17 protein-coding genes and 2 tRNA genes are annotated in these 20,189 nt (G+C 66.5%); all 19 read right to left on the bottom strand.

Translation table 11 applies throughout. The features are described 5' to 3' along the window. Nucleotides 1-94 precede the first annotated feature (94 nt). The 19 genes from truB to dapB all read right to left on the bottom strand — a co-directional run bounded on the left by truB (nt 95) and on the right by dapB (nt 20,177). Nucleotides 95-1,057: a tRNA pseudouridine(55) synthase TruB gene (truB, locus tag AAG565_RS00005; RefSeq protein ID WP_348817476.1), complete on the bottom strand. Its 963-nt coding sequence runs from the start codon at nt 1,055-1,057 to the stop codon at nt 95-97. A gap of 13 nt (nt 1,058-1,070) precedes the next feature. Then, entirely contained in the window at nt 1,071-1,448 is a 378-nt protein-coding gene (gene rbfA, locus AAG565_RS00010; RefSeq protein WP_348817477.1) for a 30S ribosome-binding factor RbfA, read from the bottom strand. A 25-nt stretch (nt 1,449-1,473) separates the two neighbouring features. Continuing rightward, nucleotides 1,474-4,113, bottom strand: a complete 2,640-nt coding sequence (gene infB, locus AAG565_RS00015; protein WP_348817478.1) for a translation initiation factor IF-2 — start codon at nt 4,111-4,113, stop codon at nt 1,474-1,476. Between the two features lie 40 nt (nt 4,114-4,153). Continuing rightward, the gene (gene nusA, locus AAG565_RS00020; protein ID WP_348817479.1) at nt 4,154-5,644 is read right to left on the bottom strand and encodes a transcription termination factor NusA; all 1,491 of its coding nucleotides are present in this window, start codon (nt 5,642-5,644) and stop codon (nt 4,154-4,156) included. A gap of 6 nt (nt 5,645-5,650) precedes the next feature. Then, complete coding sequence (gene rimP / locus AAG565_RS00025; protein WP_348817480.1) at nt 5,651-6,139, bottom strand: ribosome maturation factor RimP; 489 nt, start codon at nt 6,137-6,139, stop codon at nt 5,651-5,653. A gap of 78 nt (nt 6,140-6,217) precedes the next feature. After that, nucleotides 6,218-6,294: transfer RNA gene (locus AAG565_RS00030), tRNA-Met, on the bottom strand. Between the two features lie 123 nt (nt 6,295-6,417). Then, nucleotides 6,418-6,502 (bottom strand) — tRNA-Leu (locus AAG565_RS00035). A 71-nt stretch (nt 6,503-6,573) separates the two neighbouring features. After that, nucleotides 6,574-6,912: a preprotein translocase subunit SecG gene (gene secG / locus AAG565_RS00040; RefSeq protein WP_348817481.1), complete on the bottom strand. Its 339-nt coding sequence runs from the start codon at nt 6,910-6,912 to the stop codon at nt 6,574-6,576. Between the two features lie 7 nt (nt 6,913-6,919). Continuing rightward, complete coding sequence (gene tpiA, locus AAG565_RS00045; RefSeq protein WP_348817482.1) at nt 6,920-7,690, bottom strand: triose-phosphate isomerase; 771 nt, start codon at nt 7,688-7,690, stop codon at nt 6,920-6,922. Nucleotides 7,691-7,725: 35 nt separating this feature from the next. Further along, entirely contained in the window at nt 7,726-9,066 is a 1,341-nt protein-coding gene (glmM, locus tag AAG565_RS00050; protein ID WP_348817703.1) for a phosphoglucosamine mutase, read from the bottom strand. Continuing rightward, nucleotides 9,060-9,893: a dihydropteroate synthase gene (gene folP / locus AAG565_RS00055; RefSeq protein ID WP_348817704.1), complete on the bottom strand. Its 834-nt coding sequence runs from the start codon at nt 9,891-9,893 to the stop codon at nt 9,060-9,062. Before folP ends, glmM begins: the two co-directional genes overlap by 7 nt. Nucleotides 9,894-9,954: 61 nt before the next feature. Then, nucleotides 9,955-11,877 carry an ATP-dependent zinc metalloprotease FtsH gene (gene ftsH / locus AAG565_RS00060; protein WP_348817483.1) on the bottom strand — a complete coding sequence of 641 codons (1,923 nt, stop codon included), beginning with the start codon at nt 11,875-11,877 and terminating at the stop codon, nt 9,955-9,957. A gap of 81 nt (nt 11,878-11,958) precedes the next feature. After that, on the bottom strand, nt 11,959-12,588 hold the full coding sequence (gene rlmE / locus AAG565_RS00065; RefSeq protein ID WP_348817484.1) for a 23S rRNA (uridine(2552)-2'-O)-methyltransferase RlmE: 630 nt from the start codon (nt 12,586-12,588) through the stop codon (nt 11,959-11,961). Between the two features lie 70 nt (nt 12,589-12,658). Continuing rightward, nucleotides 12,659-13,135 (bottom strand): transcription elongation factor GreA, encoded by a 477-nt coding sequence (greA, locus tag AAG565_RS00070; RefSeq protein WP_348817485.1) that lies wholly within the window; start codon nt 13,133-13,135, stop codon nt 12,659-12,661. 168 nt (nt 13,136-13,303) lie between these two features. Continuing rightward, nucleotides 13,304-16,534 (bottom strand): carbamoyl-phosphate synthase large subunit, encoded by a 3,231-nt coding sequence (gene carB / locus AAG565_RS00075; RefSeq protein WP_348817486.1) that lies wholly within the window; start codon nt 16,532-16,534, stop codon nt 13,304-13,306. A 14-nt stretch (nt 16,535-16,548) separates the two neighbouring features. Next, a complete protein-coding gene (carA, locus tag AAG565_RS00080; RefSeq protein WP_348817487.1) occupies nt 16,549-17,679 on the bottom strand; it encodes a glutamine-hydrolyzing carbamoyl-phosphate synthase small subunit in 1,131 nt (376 codons plus the stop codon). Nucleotides 17,680-17,798: 119 nt separating this feature from the next. Continuing rightward, on the bottom strand, nt 17,799-18,878 hold the full coding sequence (locus AAG565_RS00085) for a PA0069 family radical SAM protein (protein WP_348817488.1): 1,080 nt from the start codon (nt 18,876-18,878) through the stop codon (nt 17,799-17,801). 7 nt (nt 18,879-18,885) lie between these two features. Further along, on the bottom strand, nt 18,886-19,371 hold the full coding sequence (locus tag AAG565_RS00090; protein WP_348817490.1) for a GNAT family N-acetyltransferase: 486 nt from the start codon (nt 19,369-19,371) through the stop codon (nt 18,886-18,888). 2 nt (nt 19,372-19,373) lie between these two features. Continuing rightward, nucleotides 19,374-20,177, bottom strand: coding sequence for a 4-hydroxy-tetrahydrodipicolinate reductase (gene dapB / locus AAG565_RS00095; protein ID WP_348817491.1), 804 nt, complete (start codon nt 20,175-20,177; stop codon nt 19,374-19,376). Nucleotides 20,178-20,189: the final 12 nt, after the last annotated feature.

The raw sequence follows: 20,189 nt of genomic DNA on the forward strand, positions 1-20,189 counted from the left end.
ACAATGACGCCGCCCGACGCCTCAATCAGGCTCGGGATCAGTTGTTCCTTTCCATCAGCAAAGCCCAGCGTCCCGCCGCCTGACAGCCCCTCACTCAGATCCGCCCTTCAGGCTCATCTCTGGATTGGAAAGGACTGGCGGGAGACCCGCGCAGCCAGCGCCGCGGCGCCACGAGCCCGGCAGCGTCGGATTCGGCGAGTCCGAGAAGCCTCCCGTCCTCATCGAGCACCGCCAGGCGCGCGTTGCGTGCCGCCCCGGCGACCCGGACCGGCTGCCCTTGGGCCAGATAGGCGGCCCGGACCGGATCGACACGCAGCCGCGGCCAGTGGGCGAGTCCCGCTGCCGGATCGAGCAGCAGTGCGTCGATCGCCGCCAACCCGCCGTCGTGCAAGCTTTGTTCGAGCTGGTCGAGCGTGTACAGCCTCGACTCCGCGAAGGGCGCGACTTCCGTGCGCCGCAGGGCGGTCAGATGGGCACACTGGCCTGCCGCGCGGGCGATGTCCTCGACCAGCGTGCGGATGTAAGTGCCCTTCGAGCAGCGCACGAACAGGCGAAACCGATCCGGCGCGAAGTCTTCCAGTTCCAGCGCGTGGATGGTCACGTCGCGCGCTTCGCGCACGACCTCGGTGCCCTGGCGCGCCAGGACATACAGGCGCTGGCCCTGGTGCTTGAGCGCCGAGTACATCGGCGGCACCTGCCGGATCGGCCCGCGAAATCGGGGCAGGACCGCCAGCAGCGCGGCGCGCTCCAGCCTGCCGCTGGAGGTTTCGACGACCTCACCCTCCAGGTCGCCGGTGGACGTCCGTGTGCCGACCGCCGCATCGGCCCGGTAACTCTTGTCGGCATCCAGCAGCACGCCGGACAGCTTGGTGGCCTCGCCCAGGCAGATCGGCAGCACGCCGGTGGCCAGCGGATCGAGACTGCCGGTATGCCCGGCCTTGTCGGCCTGATACCAGCGCTTGACCTGCTGCAGCGCCTGGTTGGACGTGATGCCGGCGGGCTTGTCCAGCAGCAGGATGCCGGTGACCGACCGGCGCGGGCGTCTGACCGTGCTCATGTGCCGCACGCGGTCAGTCGTTGGACGGATCGTGATGTTCGGCGTCGCGGCGCACCGCGTCGCGGATCAGGGCGTTGAGCCGGTCGCCTTCCCGCAGGCCGACGTCTGCGGCGAAGCGCAGTTGCGGCACGTAGCGCAGGCTCAGGCGTCGCCCCAGCACGCCACGCAAGCGGCCGGCCGCATGCTGCAGGCCCTCAACGGCGTCCGCCAGACGCTGGTCATCACCGAGCAGGCTGACGAGCACGCGCGCATTGCGCAGATCCGGCGAGACATCGACCGACGTGATGGTGACATCCGCGACACGGGGATCCGACAGCTCGTCCCGCACCAGCGCTGCCAACTCGCTGTGAATCTGCGCACCGATGCGGAGCTTGCGTGGATAGTCCTTCATTCAGCCTCGGCCGGCGCGGCCGCACTCACGCGGCCGCGGATACCGTGCGGCGCACTTCGACGCGCTGGAAGCACTCGATCTGGTCGCCGGCCTTGACATCGTTGTAGTCCTTCACGCCGATGCCGCATTCCGTGCCGGCCTCGACCTTCTGCACGTCGTCCTTGAATCGACGCAGTGATTCGAGCACGCCTTCGAAAATGACCGTGTTGTTGCGCAGCACGCGGATCGGCAGGTTGCGCTGGACCGAGCCCTCGATCACGAGGCAGCCGGCGATGTTGCCCAGCTTGGAGCTGCGGAACACCTCGCGCACCTGGGCGATGCCGACGATCTGCTCGCGCGTCTCGGTGCCCAGCAGGCCAGAAATCGCGTCGGACACGTCGTCCAGGATCTCGTAGATGATCGAGTAGTAGCGCACGTCCACACCGGTGTCCTGGATGTGCTTGCGCGCCGCCGCGTCGGCACGGACGTTGAAGCCGATGATGATCGCCTTCGAGGCCAGCGCCAGATCGATGTCGGACTCGTTGATGCCGCCGATCGCGGTCGACAGCACGTTGACCTTGACCTCGCCGCTGGGCAGCTTGCGCAGCGCCTCGGCGATGGCCTCCGCCGAACCCTGCACGTCGGCCTTGACCATCAGATTGAGCTGCTTGACCTCGCCCTCGCCCATCTTGGCGAAGATCTGGTCCATGCGCACCGCCTGCGACTGCGCCATGCGCTGCTCGCGCAGTTTCTGCTCGCGCACGATCGCCAGCTCGCGCGCCTTGCGCTCGTCGGCGACGACGACGACATCATCGCCGGCATCCGGCGCGCCGGACAGACCCAGGACCTGCACCGGAATCGACGGACCGGCTTCCTTCACCGGACGCCCGTTCTCATCGAACATCGCGCGCACACGGCCGAAATGCGGTCCGCTGAGGATGACATCGCCCTGCTTGAGTGTTCCGGCGCGAACGAGCACGGTCGCGACCGGGCCGCGCCCCTTCTCGACGGACGATTCGAGGATGTTGCCGCGCGCGAGCGCCTCGACCGGCGCCGTCAGTTCGAGGATCTCCGCCTGCACGAGAATCGCGTCGAGCAGCGCATCGATGCCTTCGCCGGTGAAAGCCGAGACTCCGACCACCTGCGTGTCGCCGCCCCATTCCTCGGGGACGATCTCGTACTTGGTCAGCTCGTTCTTGACGCGGTCGATGTCCGCTTCGGGCTTGTCGATCTTGGTGATCGCCACGATCAGGGGCGCCTTGGCCGACTTGGCATGCTGGATCGCCTCGACCGTCTGCGGCATCACACCATCATCAGCGGCGACGACGAGAATGACGATATCGGTGACCTGCGCGCCGCGTGCGCGCATCTTCGTGAATGCCGCGTGGCCCGGCGTGTCCAGGAACGTGATGATGCCCTTGGGCGTCTGCACGTGATACGCGCCGATGTGCTGGGTGATGCCGCCGGCCTCACCAGCCGCCACACGTGTCTTGCGGATGTGGTCGAGCAACGAGGTCTTGCCGTGGTCGACGTGACCCATGATGGTGACCACGGGCGGGCGCAGTACGCGTTCGACATCGGCCTCGCTGCCGGCAACCGCCTGTTCCAGGCTTTCCTCGAAATCGGTGGCCTTGACCGCGCGTGCCTTGTGGCCCATCTCCTCCACCATCAGCAACGCGGTGTCCTGATCGAGCGTCTGGTTGATCGTCGCCATGATGCCGTTCTTCATCATGACCTTGATCAGCTCGGTGGCCTTGACCGCCATGCGGTTGGCCAGCTCGCCGACCGTGATCGCCTCCGGCACTTCGACCTCGCGGACGATCGGCGCTACCGGTTTCTCGAAGACGTGGACATTCTCGACCCGCACGCGGCCGGACGGCTTCTTCGCCTTCTTTTCGCGGCGCCCACCCTTGCCCTCGGCCAGATGCAGTTCGGTCCGGTGCTGGCGGTCTCCGGCGCCGCGCTCGCGGGCGACGCGTTCGGGCGCCTTCTTCGCCGGGGCCGGCACCGCGCCGGCCGCCGGAGCGGCCGGTACGACGGCTGCGGGCTGCGCCGCCAAAGCACGCGCCGCCTCGGCGGCGCGCCTGACGTTCTCGGCCGCACGCATCCGCGCACGCTCGGCCTCCCACTTGGCCCGATAAAGCGGATCCTCCGCCAGCGCGCGCTCATGCTGCTCCTTCGCACGCTGGACCTCGGCCTCCTGCTCCGCGCGCTGCCGCGCTTCTTCCTCGACGCGGAGCTTGCGCTCGAGCTCCTCCTGGTGCCGACGGGCGTCGGCCTCGGCTGCTGCACGGGCCGCCGCCTCACGCTCGGCCTCCGCGCGCGCAGCGAGCTCGTCGGCTTCGCGGGTCGCCTGCTCGTCGAGCGCGGGGGCGCCTTCTTCGGGCTTGACGTAGGTGCGCTTCTTTCGCACCTCGATGCTGACGGTCTTGGCCGGCGCCCCGCGTCCGCCACCGAGGCGAAGTTCCGTCGTCTCACGACGCTTGAGCGTGATCCGGCGCGGCTCACCCGCGGTGGCCGTACCCGTTTTCTGCTTGAGGTAATTCAACAGCGCGATCTTGTCTTCCGCTGTCACCGCGGCATCGGCCTTCGACACGGACACGCCAGCCTCGCGGAACTGCTCCAGCAGCTCCTCGACAGGCCGTCCCAGCTCTTTAGCGAAATCCTGAACGGTTAGCGTTGACATCTGAATCGTTCCCCGAAAATCGACAGCGGTGGTGCGCCGATCAGGCGTATGCCTTGGCGCGCGCAGCCATGATCAGCGCCGACGCACGTTGCTCGCCCACATCGGGCAGCAGTTCCAGCAGCTCATCCGTCGCGAGGTCGGCCAGCGCCTCGCAGGTGCTCACGCCCGCTTCGGCCAGCTGGTAGGCGGTGTCCTCGTCCATGCCGTCGAGCGTGACGAGATCGTCCGCCGGATGCGCATGCGCACGCTGCTCGGCCTTGGCGATGGCCTTGGTCAGCAACACGTCGCGCGCGCGGTTGCGCAGCTCCTCGATGATGCCTTCGTCGAACTCCTCGATCTTTGCCAGCTCCTGCGCCGGCACGTAGGCAATCTCTTCGAGCGTCGTGAAACCCTCCTGCACGAGGATGCTTGCGACCTCCTCATCGACATCGAGGTATTCCATGAAGTTGCGCAGAACCGACTGGTTCTCCTCTTCCTTCTTGGCTTCCGCATCGGCAGTGGTCATGACATTGAGCACCCAGCCGGTCAGCTCGGATGCCAGACGCACGTTCTGACCGCCACGGCCGATCGCCTGCGCCAGCTTCTCTTCCGAGACGCCGATCGTCATCGAATGCGACTCTTCGTCCACGACGATGGTTTCGACCTCCGCGGGCGCCATCGCATTGATCACGAACTGCGCGATGTTCTCGTCCCACGGCACGATATCGACACGCTCGCCGGCCAGCTCGTTGGACACGCTCTGCACGCGCGATCCGCGCATGCCGACACAGGCGCCGACCGGATCGATGCGGCGGTCCTTGGCCTGCACCGCGATCTTCGCGCGCAGACCCGGATCGCGCGCCGCGCCCTTGAGCTCGATCAGTCCCTGGGCGATCTCCGGCACCTCGAGCTTGAACAGTTCCATCAGGAACTTCGGCGACGTGCGCGACAGGAACAACTGCGGCCCCCGCACCTGCGGGCTGACCTCGTAGAGGTAGCCACGGATCCGATCGCCTGGGCGCACCGGCTCCCGCGGGATCATCTGATCGCGCAGGATGATCGCCTCGGCATTGCCGCCCAGATCGACGATGACGTTGCCGCGTTCGAGACGCTTGACCTGGCCGCTGATCAGCTCACCGACACGGCCGCGGTAAGCTTCGACCACGAGCGCCCGCTCGGCCTCACGCACTTTCTGCACGATGACCTGCTTCGCCTTCTGCGCGCCGATACGGCCGAAGTCCACGGACTCGACCTTGTGCTCGATCACGTCGCCGGGCTTCGCATCCGGCTTTTCCTTGAGCGCGTAGGACAGCTTGATCTGCCGCTCCGGGAACTCAAACTCCTCGCTGTCGTCCTCGAGGACGGTCCAGCGACGGAATGTCTCGTACTCACCCGTCTCGCGGTCGATGGCCACGCGCAGATCCGACTCGTCGCCGTACTGCTCCTTGCCGGCCGACGCCAGCGCGGCTTCGAGAGCCTGGAAGATCAGTTCCTTCTCGACGCCCTTCTCGTTGGAGACGACGTCCACCATCAACAGGATGTTCTTGTTCATGATCAGTTACTCTCGATCGTAATCTGGCACGAGGCGCGCACGGTCGATGTCCGCGAGCGGAATCTCGACCGCGCCTTCCTTGGTTTCCAGGTTCAACCTTCCGTCACGCACCCCGCGGATCCAGCCGACGAACCTGCGCCGACCACCGAGTGGCGCCAGCAGCTGCACGCGCGCCTGTTCGTTCACGAAGCGTTCGAAGTGAGCGGGCTTGACCAGCGGACGGTCCAGGCCGGGCGACGAAACCTCCAGCCGGTATCCGCTGCTGATCGGATCCTCGACGTCGAGCACGGCCGCGACCTCGCGGCTGACCCGCTCGCAGTCGTCGATCGTGATCCCGCCCGGACTCTCGCCCGGACCAGCCTCCGCACGATCGATGTACAGCCGCAGCAGCCCGCTCTTGGTGCTCGGCGCAAACTCGAGCAGCAACAGCTCATAGCCCAGGGCTTCCACCACCGGCTCGAGCATCTGCTGCAATCGCTCACGCAATACCGTCATTCCAGACTCGCACGCACTCGCACAGGCAAATCGACCAATAAAAAAGGCCCTCGCGGGGCCTTGTCGGGACCAAAATATTGGTAGCGGGGGCAGGATTTGAACCTGCGACCTTCGGGTTATGAGCCCGACGAGCTGCCAGACTGCTCCACCCCGCACCAGACAGACAATAAGTATAGCTTCTGCACCGTTGCGAAGCAACAAAACCGGTGCCGCCGCCGCCCCGAAAATCGAACCGAAAAGCCCCGAAACGGATCGTGTTTCCGAGACGGCTTCCTCGCTGGTGCCCACGGAGAGACTCGAACTCCCACGGCTTTCGCCACTACCACCTCAAGGTAGCGTGTCTACCAATTCCACCACGTGGGCCACGCAAGGGGCGCGAAGTTTACCGCCCAGAACCGCGCTTGTCTCTAGCCGGATGCCGGGCGGAGAAAAAATTACTCGGGAACCGCCGGCGCCTGAGGCTCGGGCGCGGCGCCGGTGTCGGCGGGCGCGGCCTGCTCGGCCGCGGCCGGCACGCGATCGACGATGGACTCGGCCTTGCGCTCGCCATGCACCCAGTAAGCCAGGGCCAGACTGGCGGCGAAGAACACCGTCGCCAGCCAGCCCGTGGTCCGCGACAGGAAATTGGCCGAACCGCGAGCGCCGAACACGGTGCCGGACGCACCGCTGCCGAACGCCGCGCCGGCATCGGCACCCTTGCCGTGCTGCAGCAGAATCAGCCCGATCAGGGCAACCGCGGCCAGAACTTGAACGATGACCAGAACCGTGTACATGCCAGACTCACTTGCTCCGCGATTGTGCGGCGGCACAGATCGCCATGAATTCACCCGACTTCAGCGACGCACCGCCGATGAGGCCGCCATCGACGTCGGGGCAGTTGAACAGGGACTCCGCATTGTCGGCCTTGACGCTGCCGCCGTAGAGGATGCGAAGCGAATTGGAAATTCTAGCATCGGCGCCGGCAAGCTGGCCACGGATGAACGCATGCGCGTCCTGTGCCTGGTCCGGTGTCGCGGTACGGCCGGTACCGATCGCCCACACCGGCTCGTAGGCGACGACCGCCTGCTTGAATGCCGCGATACCGCAGGCGTCCAGAACGGACTTGATCTGCCGTGCGAGCACGGCCTCGGTCTGGCCGGACTCGCGCTCCTGCAAGGTTTCGCCCACGCACAGGATCGGTGTCAGTCCGCAGGACTGGGCCGCACGAAACTTGGCGGCGACGACGGCATCGGTCTCGCCATAGAAGGCCCGCCGCTCCGAATGACCAACGATCACGTACGAACAACCGACGTCGCGCAGCATGCTGCCGTGGAGTTCACCCGTGTAGGCTCCCTGCTTCTCCTGTTCGGACAGGTTCTGGCCACCGAGCTGCACCGGACTGCCGTCCAACTGGCGGCCGACGGACTCGATGTAGATGGCCGGTGGGCAGACCAGTACGTCCACGTCCGGATATTTCCGGACCTCCAGAAGGATGTCGTGGATCAGGTGCGCATTGCTGTCGCGCGAACCGTTCATCTTCCAGTTGCCCGCCACCAGTGCCCGTCGCTGCATCGTTCTGCTCCCCGTCATCGCCTTCGTCGCGTTCGTCATCGGCACACCTCCCTCACGCAGTTCGCCAGATACTCCGCTGCGCGCCGGGTCTCGTCCGGATCTTCCGCCTCGACCATGACACGGATCAGCGGCTCGGTCCCGGACGCGCGCAACAGCACGCGGCCGCGGCCGCGCAGTTGCGCCTCGACCTCCGCGCGGGCCGCGGCCACGGCCGGCGCCTTGAGGGCCTGGTCGGCCGCGCCGGACACCGGCACATTGATCAGCACCTGCGGATACTTGTTCATTCCCGCCGCGGCGTCGGCGAGGCCGCGGCCTTCACGGACCAGCACCGTCAGCACCTGCAACGCCGTGACGATGCCATCCCCGGTGGTCGTCTTGTCCAGGCAGATGGTGTGGCCGGACGTCTCGCCACCGAGCACGCCGCCGTGTGCCTTGAGCATCTCCATGACGTAGCGATCGCCCACCTTGGCGCGCAACAGCGGCGCGCCCAGTCGCCCGAGCGCATGCTCCAGTCCGAGATTGGACATCTGCGTCCCGACCACCGGCCCGGCGAGCCCGCCATTGGCGACGCGGGAGCGCGCGATGATGTAGAGAATCTGGTCGCCATCGACCTCGTTGCCATGCTCATCGACCATCAGGCAACGATCCGCGTCGCCGTCCAGGGCGATGCCGAGCTGCGCGCCGCTGTCCCGGACGCGCGCGCGCAGCAGGTCCATATGCGTCGAGCCGCAGCCGAGATTGATGTTCAATCCGTCCGGTTGCACCCCGAGGGCGACGACGCTCGCACCGAGTTCCTCGAACACCGCCGGACCGACGCGATACGCCGCCCCGTTGGCACAATCGACCACGAGCCGCATTCCGTTGAGGCTGCGCTCGCCGAAGGTACCCTTGCAGAACTCGATATACCGCCCGGCGGCGTCGTCGATGCGCTTGGCGCGGCCGAGATCCTCGGGCGCAACGCAGGCCATCGGGACATCGAGCATCGCCTCGATCTCCTGCTCGACGGCATCGCTCAACTTGCCACCGTCGGCGCCGAAGAACTTCACGCCATTGTCGTGATGCGGATTGTGCGAGGCCGAGATGACGACACCCGCCTGCGCGCGCAACGCGCGGGTCAGGTAAGCGACTCCAGGCGTCGGCAAGGGCCCGAGCAGGTCCGATTCCACCCCCGCCGCCGCGAATCCGGCCTCCAGCGCCGACTCGAAGAGATAGCCCGAACGCCGGGTGTCCTTGCCGATCAGCACACGCGTGCCGGAACCGCCGCCGAGCACGCGCCCTGCGGCCCAGCCGAGCTTGAGCGCGAAGTCCGGGGTCATCGGCGACTGGCCGACACGTCCGCGGACGCCATCGGTACCGAAGTACTTGCGACTCACGATGGCGTCCTCCTCATTCTGATCTGGTATGCCGTGCGCACCGCATCCACCGTCTGCACGACGTCGTGGGCGCGCACTATAGCGGCCCCCTGCCAAACCGCAAGCGCCGCGCCGGCCAGTCCGCCGGCCAGACGATCCTGAACAGCGCGTCCGAGCAGGCTGCCGAACAGCGACTTGCGCGACAGCCCGATCAGCACCGGACGGTCGTCCATGGACAGCCGGTCCAGATGCGCCAGCAGCCGCAGATTGTGCTCGACGGTCTTGCCGAAACCGATCCCGGGATCGAGCACGATGCGACTGCCGGCGATACCGGCGGCGTGACAAACACGCACGCGCTGGTCGAGAAAGCCGCGCACCTCGTCGAGCACGTCGTCGTAGACCGGCGCCAGCTGCATGGTGCGCGGTTCGCCCTGCATGTGCATCAGGCAGACCGCGGCTCCCGCGGCGACGACCGCCTCGATCGCGCCGGGGATGCGCAGCGCGTACACGTCGTTGACGATCTCGGCGCCGGCGGCGCAGGCGGCGCGCATCACTGCAGGCTTCGAGGTATCGACGGAGATCACCACGTCCGAACGCTCGCGCAGCCGCTCGATGACCGGCACGACGCGATCGAGTTCCTCCTGCTCGTCCACGGGCGCTGCCCCGGGACGCGTCGATTCTCCGCCGACGTCGATGATCGCGGCACCCTCGTCCACCATCGCCAAGGCGCGCGCCAGCGCCGCCTCGACACCTCGGTAACGCCCGCCGTCGGAGAAGGAATCCGGCGTCACGTTGAGCACGCCCATGACGCAGGGCACGCTCAAGTCCAGTCTCCGGGCGGGCAGTTGCAGGTACACGGCGGCAACGCAGAAGGGCCGGCGTATGCCGGCCCTTCTAGTCTAGGTCAGCGGGTCAGGTCTGGCTTGCAGGCTTCGACGACGGCCCCGGCTTGGGCGCGGCCTCCGCGGCCGGCTTCGGCGTACCGCCGGATGGACGACTGCCGTCCGTCCAGCTTTCGGGCGGCCCCGGATTCTGGCCGGCCATGATGCGGCGCAACTGCTCGGCGTCGATCGTTTCGTACTTGATCAGCGCCTCGGCCATCACGTGCAGCTTGTCGAGATTGTCCTCGAGGATCTTCTTGGCGCGCTGGTAGTTCGACTCGATCACCTGGCGCACTTCCTCGTCGATCGCATGCGCGGTGTCATCGGAGACGTGCTTGGTCTGCGTCACGCTCTTGCCGAGGAAGACCTCGCCGTTGTCCTCGCTGTAGGCAAGCGGGCCGAGGCGGTCCGACATACCGTACTTGGTGACCATGTTGCGCGCGATTTCGGTCGCGCGTTCGATGTCGTTGGATGCGCCGGTCGTGACCTTGTCGGGTCCGAAGATGATCTCCTCGGCCAGGCGCCCGCCGAACAGCGAGCAGATCTGCGAGTTCAGCCGCTGCTTGGTGTAGCTGTAACGGTCCTCTTCCGGCAGGAACATCGTCACGCCCAGCGCACGGCCGCGCGGAATGATCGTGACCTTGTACACCGGATCGTGCTCGGGCACCGACAGTCCGACGATCGCGTGACCCGCCTCGTGATAGGCGGTGAGTTTCTTCTCGTCCTCGGACATCACCATCGACCGGCGCTCGGCGCCCATCATGATCTTGTCCTTGGCGCGCTCGAAGTCGTCGTGATCGACCAGGCGCTTGTTGGCACGCGCGGCGAACAGCGCGGCCTCGTTGACCAGATTGGCGAGATCGGCACCGGAGAAGCCCGGCGTCGCGCGCGCGATGATCTCCGGCTTGACGTTTTCGGCCAGCGGGACGGCGCGGATGTGCACCTTGAGGATCTGCTCGCGGCCGCGCACGTCCGGCAGCGGCACGACGACCTGGCGGTCGAAGCGGCCCGGACGCAGCAGCGCCGGATCGAGCACGTCCGGACGGTTGGTCGCGGCGATGACGATCACACCTTCGTTGCCCTCGAAACCGTCCATCTCGACCAGCAGCTGGTTGAGTGTCTGCTCGCGCTCGTCGTGACCGCCGCCCAGGCCGGCGCCACGATGACGGCCGACGGCGTCGATCTCGTCGATGAAGATGATGCACGGCGCATGCTTCTTGGCTTGCTCGAACATGTCGCGCACGCGTGAGGCGCCGACGCCGACGAACATCTCGACGAAATCGGAACCCGAGATCGTGAAGAACGGCACGCCGGCCTCGCCGGCGATCGCCTTGGCGAGCAGGGTCTTGCCGGTGCCGGGCGAGCCGACCATCAGCACGCCACGCGGAATCTTGCCGCCCAGCTTCTGGAACTTGGCCGGGTCCTTGAGGAAGTCGACCAGTTCGGCGACCTCCTGCTTGGCCTCCTCGCAACCGGCAACGTCATTGAACGTGATCTTCACCTGGTCGGCGTTGAGCATGCGTGCGCGGCTCTTGCCGAAGGACAGCGCACCGCGGCCGCCGCCGCCGCCCTGCATCTGGCGCATGAAATAGACCCAGACCGCGATCAGCAGCAGGATCGGGAAGGCGTTGAACAGCAGCTGTAGGATCCACGGCGTTTCCTTGGGCAGCTCGCCGCTGAACTTGACTTTGTTCTGCAGCAGGCTGCCGATCATCGCCCGGTTGTCCGTCTCGGGGCTGATGGTCACGAAGCGCGATCCGCCGCGGAGTTCGCCGCGGATCAGGGGGCCGTTGATGGCCACTTCGGCGACGTTGCCCTGCTCGACCTGGTTCATGAACTCGGAATACGCCAGCTCCGGCTGGCTGCGCGAGCGCGACGAGAAGCTCTGGAAGACACTCATCAGGACGACGAGGATCACCACCCAGAGCAGCAGATTCTTGGCCAGATCGTTCAATTCAGTTCCTCGATGGCCGCGCCTTCGAACGCGGATCCTGCACGCTGCGCACCCGGTCGGGTGCTCCCAGCTATCAGAACACTACACCGCATGAAAGTTGCGCGCCAGCAGATAAACCTCGCTGCTGCGCGGACGGGAGGCCTTCGGCTTGCGGATATGGACCGTCTCGAACGAGGCACGCAGCGTCTTGACATAGGGCTCGAAGCCCTCGCCCTGGAACGCCTTCACCAGCAGCGTGCCGCGCGGCTTGAGATGCGCCTTGGCGAACTCCAGCGCCAGCTCGCACAGATAGATCGAGCCGGCCTGGTCGGCCGCCTCCACGCCGCTGATGTTGGGCGCCATGTCGCTCATCACGACATCGACCATCTGGTCGCCCACGCGAGCCTCCAGCCGGTGCAGCACCGCGTCCTCGCGGAAGTCGCCGATGAGAATATCGACGCCGGGAATCGGCTCGAACGGCAGGATGTCCAGAGCGAACAGCTGCCCGCGGCTGCCCAGCAAGGGCCGTGCGACCTGGCTCCAGCCACCGGGCGCCGCGCCCAGATCGACGACGATCTGGCCCGGCTTGAGGATGCGGTCCTTTTCCTGGATTTCCTTGAGCTTGAACGCCGCGCGCGAGCGCAGACCGAGCCGCCGCGCTTCCTGGACGTAAGGATCGGTTTCATGTTCGGCCAACCATCGGGCCGAGCTGGGGCGGCGTTTCTGAGTCATCCGGTACGACGTGACGGGCCGGTCACGGTTAAAGAGCGGCAGGACGGGACTGCCCGCCGCCCGCTCGCTGCTATATGTAGTGCACCTTGACGATTTCAAGCTCGCGCGCCCCGGCCGGGGTCATCACCTGCACGATGTCGCCCTCGTTCTTGCCGATCAAGGCCCGGGCGATCGGAGAATTCACCGAGATCAGGCCGCTCTTGGCATCCGCCTCGTCCTCGCCGACGATCTGGTAGCGCATCTCGTCACCAGAGTCGGCGTCGGCCAGATCGACCGTCACGCCGAACACGATCCGGCCGGAGGCCGGCATCTGCGATACGTCGATGACCTGCGCGGAACCGAGCTTGGACTCGATTTCCTGGATACGCCCTTCGTTGAAGCCGTGCTGCTCGCGCGCCGCATGGTACTCCGCGTTCTCACGCAGGTCGCCCTGCTTGCGCGCCTCCTCGATCGCCGCGATGATCTTCGGACGCAGTTCGCCCTTGCGGTACTTCAGTTCTTCGCGCAGCTTGTCGGCGCCGCGGGCCGTCATCGGAATCTTGCTCATGAGTCGTTGTGGCGTGATTTGAAAGTCGTGGCCAGTGAGGCGGATCAGGAAACAGTCCAGTGAACTGTTTCCCCGCCGAACGGCCACGGCTTGCGCAGGACGCGCACCCAAAGGAATGCCCGCCGCGCCGGCGCGGCAGGCCCTATCGAATGGTGCCGCGAATGGTACCTATTGAATCGACGCGTGCAAACCCTGCAGGCGGTTGACATCCAGGCGGTCCAGGTGGTCCATGGCCGCCGCCGCCGCCAGCGCACCGGCGATCGTCGTGAAGTAGCAGACCTTGCCCTGGATCGCGGAAGCTCGGATCGAGCGGGACTCCTCGATCGACTGCTTGCCCTCGGTGGTATTGGCGATGAAGTGGATTTCGCCGTTCTTGATCATGTCCACGCAATGCGGGCGGCCTTCCTTGACCTTATTGACGCCTTCGCAGGGCACACCTGCTTTCTGGATCGCCGCGGCCGTCCCGTGTGTCGCGTACACCTTGAAACCCCTGCCGGCGAGGATGCGCGCGAGCTCGACCGCCTTCTTCTTGTCCTGATCGCGGACCGATATGAACGCGTTCCCCTTGCGGGGGATGTCCATGCCCGCGGCGAGGATCGCCTTGTGGAAGGCCTCGCCGAAGTGCGCGCCGGTGCCCATGACCTCGCCGGTGGAGCGCATCTCCGGCCCGAGCAGCGGATCGACCGCCGGGAACTTGCTGAACGGGAACACGGATTCCTTCACCGAGAAGTACGGCGGCAGAATCTCCTTGGTCACGCCCTGCGCCTTGAGCGACTGGCCGACCATGCAACGCGCTGCGATCTTCGCCAGCGGCCGGCCGGTGGCCTTGGACACGAACGGCGAGGTGCGCGACGCACGCGGATTGACCTCGAGCAGGAACACCTTGCCGTCCTGCACCGCGAACTGCGTGTTCATGAGCCCGACGACGTCCAGGGCCTTGGCCAGCTTGACGATCTGCCTGCGGATCTCGTCCTGGACCTTCTTCGGCAATGAATGCGCGGGCAGCGAGCAGGCCGAGTCGCCGGAATGCACGCCGGCCTCCTCGATGTGCTCCATGATGCCGCCGATGATGACGTCGCTGCCGTCGGCCAGCGCGTCCACATCGACCTCGATCGCATCGTTGAGGAAGCGGTCGAGCAGCACCGGCGAATCGTTCGACACCTGCACGGCCTCGCGCATGTAGCGCAGCAGGTCGGCATCGTCATAGACGATCTCCATCGCGCGGCCACCGAGCACGTAGGACGGGCGCACCACCAGCGGGTAGCCGACCTTCTTGGCCACCGCGAGCGCCTGCTTCTCGGAAGTCGCGGTGCCGTTGGGCGGCTGCAGCAGGCCGAGCTTGTCCACCAGCTTCTGGAAGCGCTCGCGGTCCTCGGCGAGGTCGATCGCATCCGGTGTCGTGCCGATGATCGGCGCGCCGGCGGCTTCGAGCTTCTGCGCCAGCTTCAACGGCGTCTGTCCGCCGAACTGCACGATCACGCCCTTGGGCTTTTCGAGCTCGATGATCTCCATCACGTCCTCGAACGTCAGCGGCTCGAAATACAGCCGATCCGAGGTGTCGTAGTCGGTGGACACCGTCTCCGGATTGCAGTTGACCATGATGGTCTCGTAGCCATCCTCGCGCAGCGCCAGCGCGGCGTGCACGCAGCAGTAGTCGAACTCGATGCCCTGGCCGATGCGGTTCGGGCCGCCGCCGAGGATCACGATCTTGTCACGCTGCGACGGCTGCGCTTCGCACTCCTCGTCGTAGGACGAGTACAGATAGGCCGTCGCCGTCGGAAACTCGGCGGCGCAGGTATCGACACGCTTGTACACGGGACGGACGCCGAGCTTGTGACGCGCCCGGCGCACGGAGTCTTCCTTGACCCCCATCAGCCGTGCCAGGCGGGCGTCCGAGAAACCCAGCCGCTTGTAGCGGCGCAGATCGACCGCCTCGAGCGTGCCGAGCTTCTGGCCGGCCACCTCGCGCTCGGTCCTGATCAGTTCCTCGATCTGTTCGAGGAACCAGGGATCGATCTTCGACGCCTGATGGACGTCATCGACGCTCATGCCGGCACGGAAGGCGTCGCCGACATACCAGAGACGTTTCGCGCGCGGGATCGCGAGCTCGGTGCGGATGCGGTTCAGCGACTCGCCCGTGTAAACGCCCTGCTCCGGCGCCACCTGCGGGTCGAAGCCGTCGGAGCTGACCTCGAGACCGCGCATCGCCTTCTGCAGCGACTCCTGGAAGTTGCGGCCGATCGCCATGACCTCGCCGACTGACTTCATCTGCGTCGTCAGCCGTGAATCCGCCTGCGGAAATTTCTCGAAGGTGAAACGCGGAATCTTGGTGACGACGTAGTCGATGCTCGGCTCGAACGAGGCCGGGGTGGCACCGCCGGTGATGTCGTTCTTCAGCTCGTCGAGCGTGTAGCCAACCGCCAGCTTGGCCGCGATCTTGGCGATCGGAAAGCCCGTGGCCTTCGACGCCAGTGCCGAGGAACGCGACACGCGCGGGTTCATCTCGATCACGATCATGCGCCCGTCCCTGGGGTTGATCGCGAACTGCACGTTCGAGCCGCCGGTATCGACACCGATCTTGCGCAGCACCGCGATGCTCGCGTTGCGCATGATCTGGTATTCCTTGTCGGTGAGCGTCTGCGCCGGCGCGACCGTGATCGAGTCGCCGGTGTGCACGCCCATCGGATCGAAGTTCTCGATCGAGCAGACGATGATGCAGTTGTCCTTGCGGTCGCGGACGACCTCCATCTCGTACTCTTTCCAGCCGAGCAGCGACTCCTCGATCAGCACCTCGGTGGTCGGCGACAGGTCGAGGCCGCGCGTGACGATCTCCTCGAACTCATCGACGTTGTAGGCGACACCACCGCCGGTGCCGCCGAGCGTGAAGCTCGGCCGGATGATCACCGGGAAACCGATGTCCGCCTGGATCCTGCGCGCCTGCTCCATCGTGTGCGCGACGCCGGACCGTGCCGACCCCAGCCCGATCTCGGTCATCGCGTCGCGGAACTTCTGCCGGTCTTCGGCGACGTCGATCGCGCGCTCCTTGGCGCCGATCAGCTCGACGCCGAATTTCTCGAGCACGCCGTGCTTGGCCAGGTCGAGCGCGCAGTTGAGCGCGGTCTGTCCGCCCATCGTCGGCAGCAGCGCGTCGGGGCGTTCCTTCTCGATGATCTTCTTGATCGCCTGCCAGCGGATCGGCTCGATGTAGGTCGCATCGGCCATCTCCGGGTCGGTCATGATCGTCGCCGGATTCGAATTGACCAGGATGACGCGATAGCCCTCCTGGCGCAGCGCCTTGCACGCCTGCGCGCCCGAGTAGTCGAACTCGCAGGCCTGGCCGATGACGATCGGTCCGGCGCCGATGATCAGGATGCTCTTGATGTCGGTACGTTTTGGCATGTCTTCGCTGCGGCTCAGTCGGCCATCATCTCGATGAAGCGGTCGAACAGTTCACCGACGTCGTGTGGGCCGGGACTCGCCTCGGGATGCCCCTGGAAGCTGAACGCCGGCGCATCCTTGACGCGCAAACCCTGCAGCGATCCATCGAACAGCGAGCGGTGCGTGGCAACGACGTTGCCGGGCAGCGTCGCCTCGTCCACCGCGAACCCGTGGTTCTGGCTGGTGATCATCACGCGGCCGGATTCCAGGTCCTGCACCGGATGATTGGCGCCGTGGTGGCCGAACTTCATCTTGATCGTGCGTGCGCCGACGGCCAGGCCGAGGATCTGGTGCCCCAGGCAGATGCCGAACAGCGGCAGCTTGCGCTGCATGAACGCGCGCGCGGCGGCGATCGCGTAATCACAGGGCTCGGGATCGCCGGGGCCGTTCGACAGCATGACGCCGTCCGGCTTGAGCTGGAGCACCTCGGCAGCCGGGGTCCGTGCCGGAACGACGGTCACGCTGCAGCCACGATCCACCAGCATGCGCAGGATGTTGCGCTTGACGCCGAAGTCATAGACGACGACGTGGCGATCGCCGCGCCCCGGTTCGGTCTCGCGGTTCGTGGCCAGTTCCCAGCTGCCCCGGGTCCAGCGGTAGGCATCCTTGACGCTCACGACCTTGGCCAGATCCATGCCCTTGAGGCCCGGAAATGCGCGTGCGGCGTCCAGCGCCTTCTTCTCGCTGATGCGTCCGCCGGCGACGATACAGCCGTTCTGCGCGCCCTTGTCGCGCAGGATGCGCGTCAGCCGGCGCGTGTCGATGCCGGCGATGGCGACGACCCGGTTGGCTTTCAGGTACTCGCGGAAGTCCTGCGTCGAGCGGAAATTGCTCGGCCGCCGCGGCACCTCGCGCAGCACCAGTCCGGCGATGTTGACGCGGTCGGACTCGGCATCCTCGGCATTGACGCCGACGTTCCCGATATGCGGATAGGTCAGCGTGACGATCTGCTCGCGGTACGAGGGATCGGTGAGGATCTCCTGGTAGCCGGTCATCGCGGTGTTGAACACCACTTCGCCGACCGTCTGGCCGTCGGCGCCGATCGAAACACCCTTGAATATGGAGCCGTCCGCGAGCGCGAGCAGGGCCGGTTTGAGTTCTGGCATGGGTGTCGTTCTAATCCGAGCGTTGCACACTAAAACGGGGGCATGCGCCCCCGTTCAGGATTAGGCGGGCATTATATTGGTGCAGCGCGTCATCGTCCACGTTTTTTTGGTCTTTTTCTTCAGATCTCCAGGCCGAGCTGGTCGCCGCTGCGCGGCGGCACGCGGAAGTGCGCAGTGGACAGGCCGGAGAAGCGCTCGGTGTTGAGCCCCAGCCGCCGGCAGGCGGCGCGGAAGCGCTGCGCGATGACGTCCGCCAGAACGCCCTGCCCGCGCATGCGCGTGGCGTAATCGCTGTCGTAATCCCGGCCGCCGCGCGTCTGCCGGACCAGACTCATGACGTGATCGGCGCGCAGCGGCAGATGGGTCTGCAGCCAGTCGCGGAACAGGTCCCTGACCTCGTAGGGCAGACGCAACATCGTGTAGCTGGCGTGCCGGGCGCCGGCGTCGCGCGCCGCTTCGAGCACCCGCTCCATCTCGGCATCGTTCACGGCCGGAATCACCGGCGAGAACATCACCATCACCGGCACACCGGCATCGGCGAGCCGACGCATCACGCGCAGGCGCGTCGCCGGCGCCGACTCGCGCGGTTCCAGCGTGCGCTTGAGTTCCGGATCGAGAGTCGTGATCGAGATCGCGACCATCACCAGCTGGTCGCGCGCCATCACGGCCAGCAGATCCAGATCGCGCTCGATGATCGCTGCGCCCTTGGTGACGATGCCGACCGGGTGACGGAAGCGCGCGAGCACTTCGAGAATGCCGCGCGTGATGCCGAGCCTGCGCTCGACCGGCTGCCAGGGGTCCGTATTGGCGCCCAGCGATATCCACTCGGGCCGGTAGCCGGGCTTGCGCAGCTCCTCTTCCAGCAGCGCTGCGGCATCGGGCTTGTAGAACAGCTTGGTCTCGAAATCGAGGCCCGGCGAGAGATTCAGATACGCGTGCGCCGGCCGCGCGTAGCAGTACACGCAGCCATGCTCGCAGCCCCGGTAGGGATTGACCGATTGCGTGAACGGAATGTCGGGCGAATCGTTGCGGGTGATGATCGTGCGCGCATGGTCGATGAAGAGTTCGGTCGTTGGCGGCGGCGCATCCTCGTCGTGCGGCCAGTCCTCGTCGAAGTCCTCGCGCCGGCGGCTCTCGAAGCGACCTTCGGGATTGAGGCGCGTCCCGCGCCCGCGGATGGGCTTTTCCGGGTCGCTCACGCCGACCTCAGCGCCGCTCCGCGGCCAGCGCACGCAGGGCGTCACCGCTGACGCGGTGCATGATCCAGTCCGTGAGCGGCCGTGCGCCCAGGCGTTGATAGAACGCGATCGCCGGGGCGTTCCAGTCGAGCACGGCCCATTCGAAACGACCGCAGCCGCGTTCGACCGCGACCGCAGCCACGGCAGACAGCAGCCGGCGCCCCAGTCCGCGGCCGCGGTGCTCCGGTCGCACGAACAGATCCTCCAGGTAGAGGCCCGGCTTGCCGAGGAAGGTCGAGTAGTTGTGGAAGTACAGCGCAAAGCCCAGTGCCTGCCCGCCTTCCCACGCAATCAGCGCCTCCGCGTAGCGGCGCTCGTCGAACAAGGACTGGCGCAACGCGTCTTCTGTGGCCGTGACCTCGTCGAGCAGCTTCTCGTACTCGGCCAGTGCGCGGATCAGCTCCAGCAGCACCGGCACGTCGGCCGCCGTCGCGGCGCGGATATCCACGGCCATCGTCACAGGCCCAGCACGTCGCGCATCGAGTACAGGCCCGGCGCACGACCCTTCAGCCAGGCCGCCGCACGCACCGCACCGCGGGCGAAATTCTGGCGGCTGCTGGCCTTGTGCGCAATCTCGACACGCTCGCCCTCGCCCAAAAACATCACCGTGTGGTCGCCGACGACGTCGCCGCCGCGCACGGTCGCGAAGCCGATGGCGCCCTTCGCGCGGGCGCCGGTGTGGCCCTCGCGGGCATAGACCGCATGCGCCTTGAGATCGATGCCGGCGCCGCGCGCGACCGCCTCGCCCATCGCCAGAGCCGTGCCCGAAGGCGCATCGACCTTTTGGCGATGATGGGCCTCGACGATCTCGATGTCGAAGTCGTCGGCGAGAACGCGCGCCGCCTCTTCGAGCAATTTCAGGCACAGATTGACGCCGACACTGAAATTGGCGGCGAGCACGATCGGGATGCGTTCGGCCGCCCTCTCGACCTGCGCCTTCTGCTCGGGGCTGAAGCCGGTCGTGCCGATGACCATCGCCTTGCCCGCCGCCGTGCAGACCTGCAGCGCGGCGAGTGTGCCATCCGGGCGGGTGAAGTCGATCAGCACGTCGAAGTCGGCCGCGCAGGCCGCCAGATCGTCGCGGATGGCTACTCCGGCGGGTGCGAGCCCCGCCAGCGCCGCCGCGTCGCGGCCCAGTTCGGAATGACCCGCCCGCTCGAACGCCACGCCCAGCCGTACCGCAGGGTTCTGCGCCGCGGCCTCGATCACGGATCGGCCCATGCGCCCGGTGGCACCGAGTACGGCGATACGAGTAGGCATGCGCGCTCCAGC

It is taken from the genome of Fontimonas sp. SYSU GA230001, from assembly GCF_040066175.1.
Classification (GTDB): domain Bacteria; phylum Pseudomonadota; class Gammaproteobacteria; order Nevskiales; family Nevskiaceae; genus Solimonas.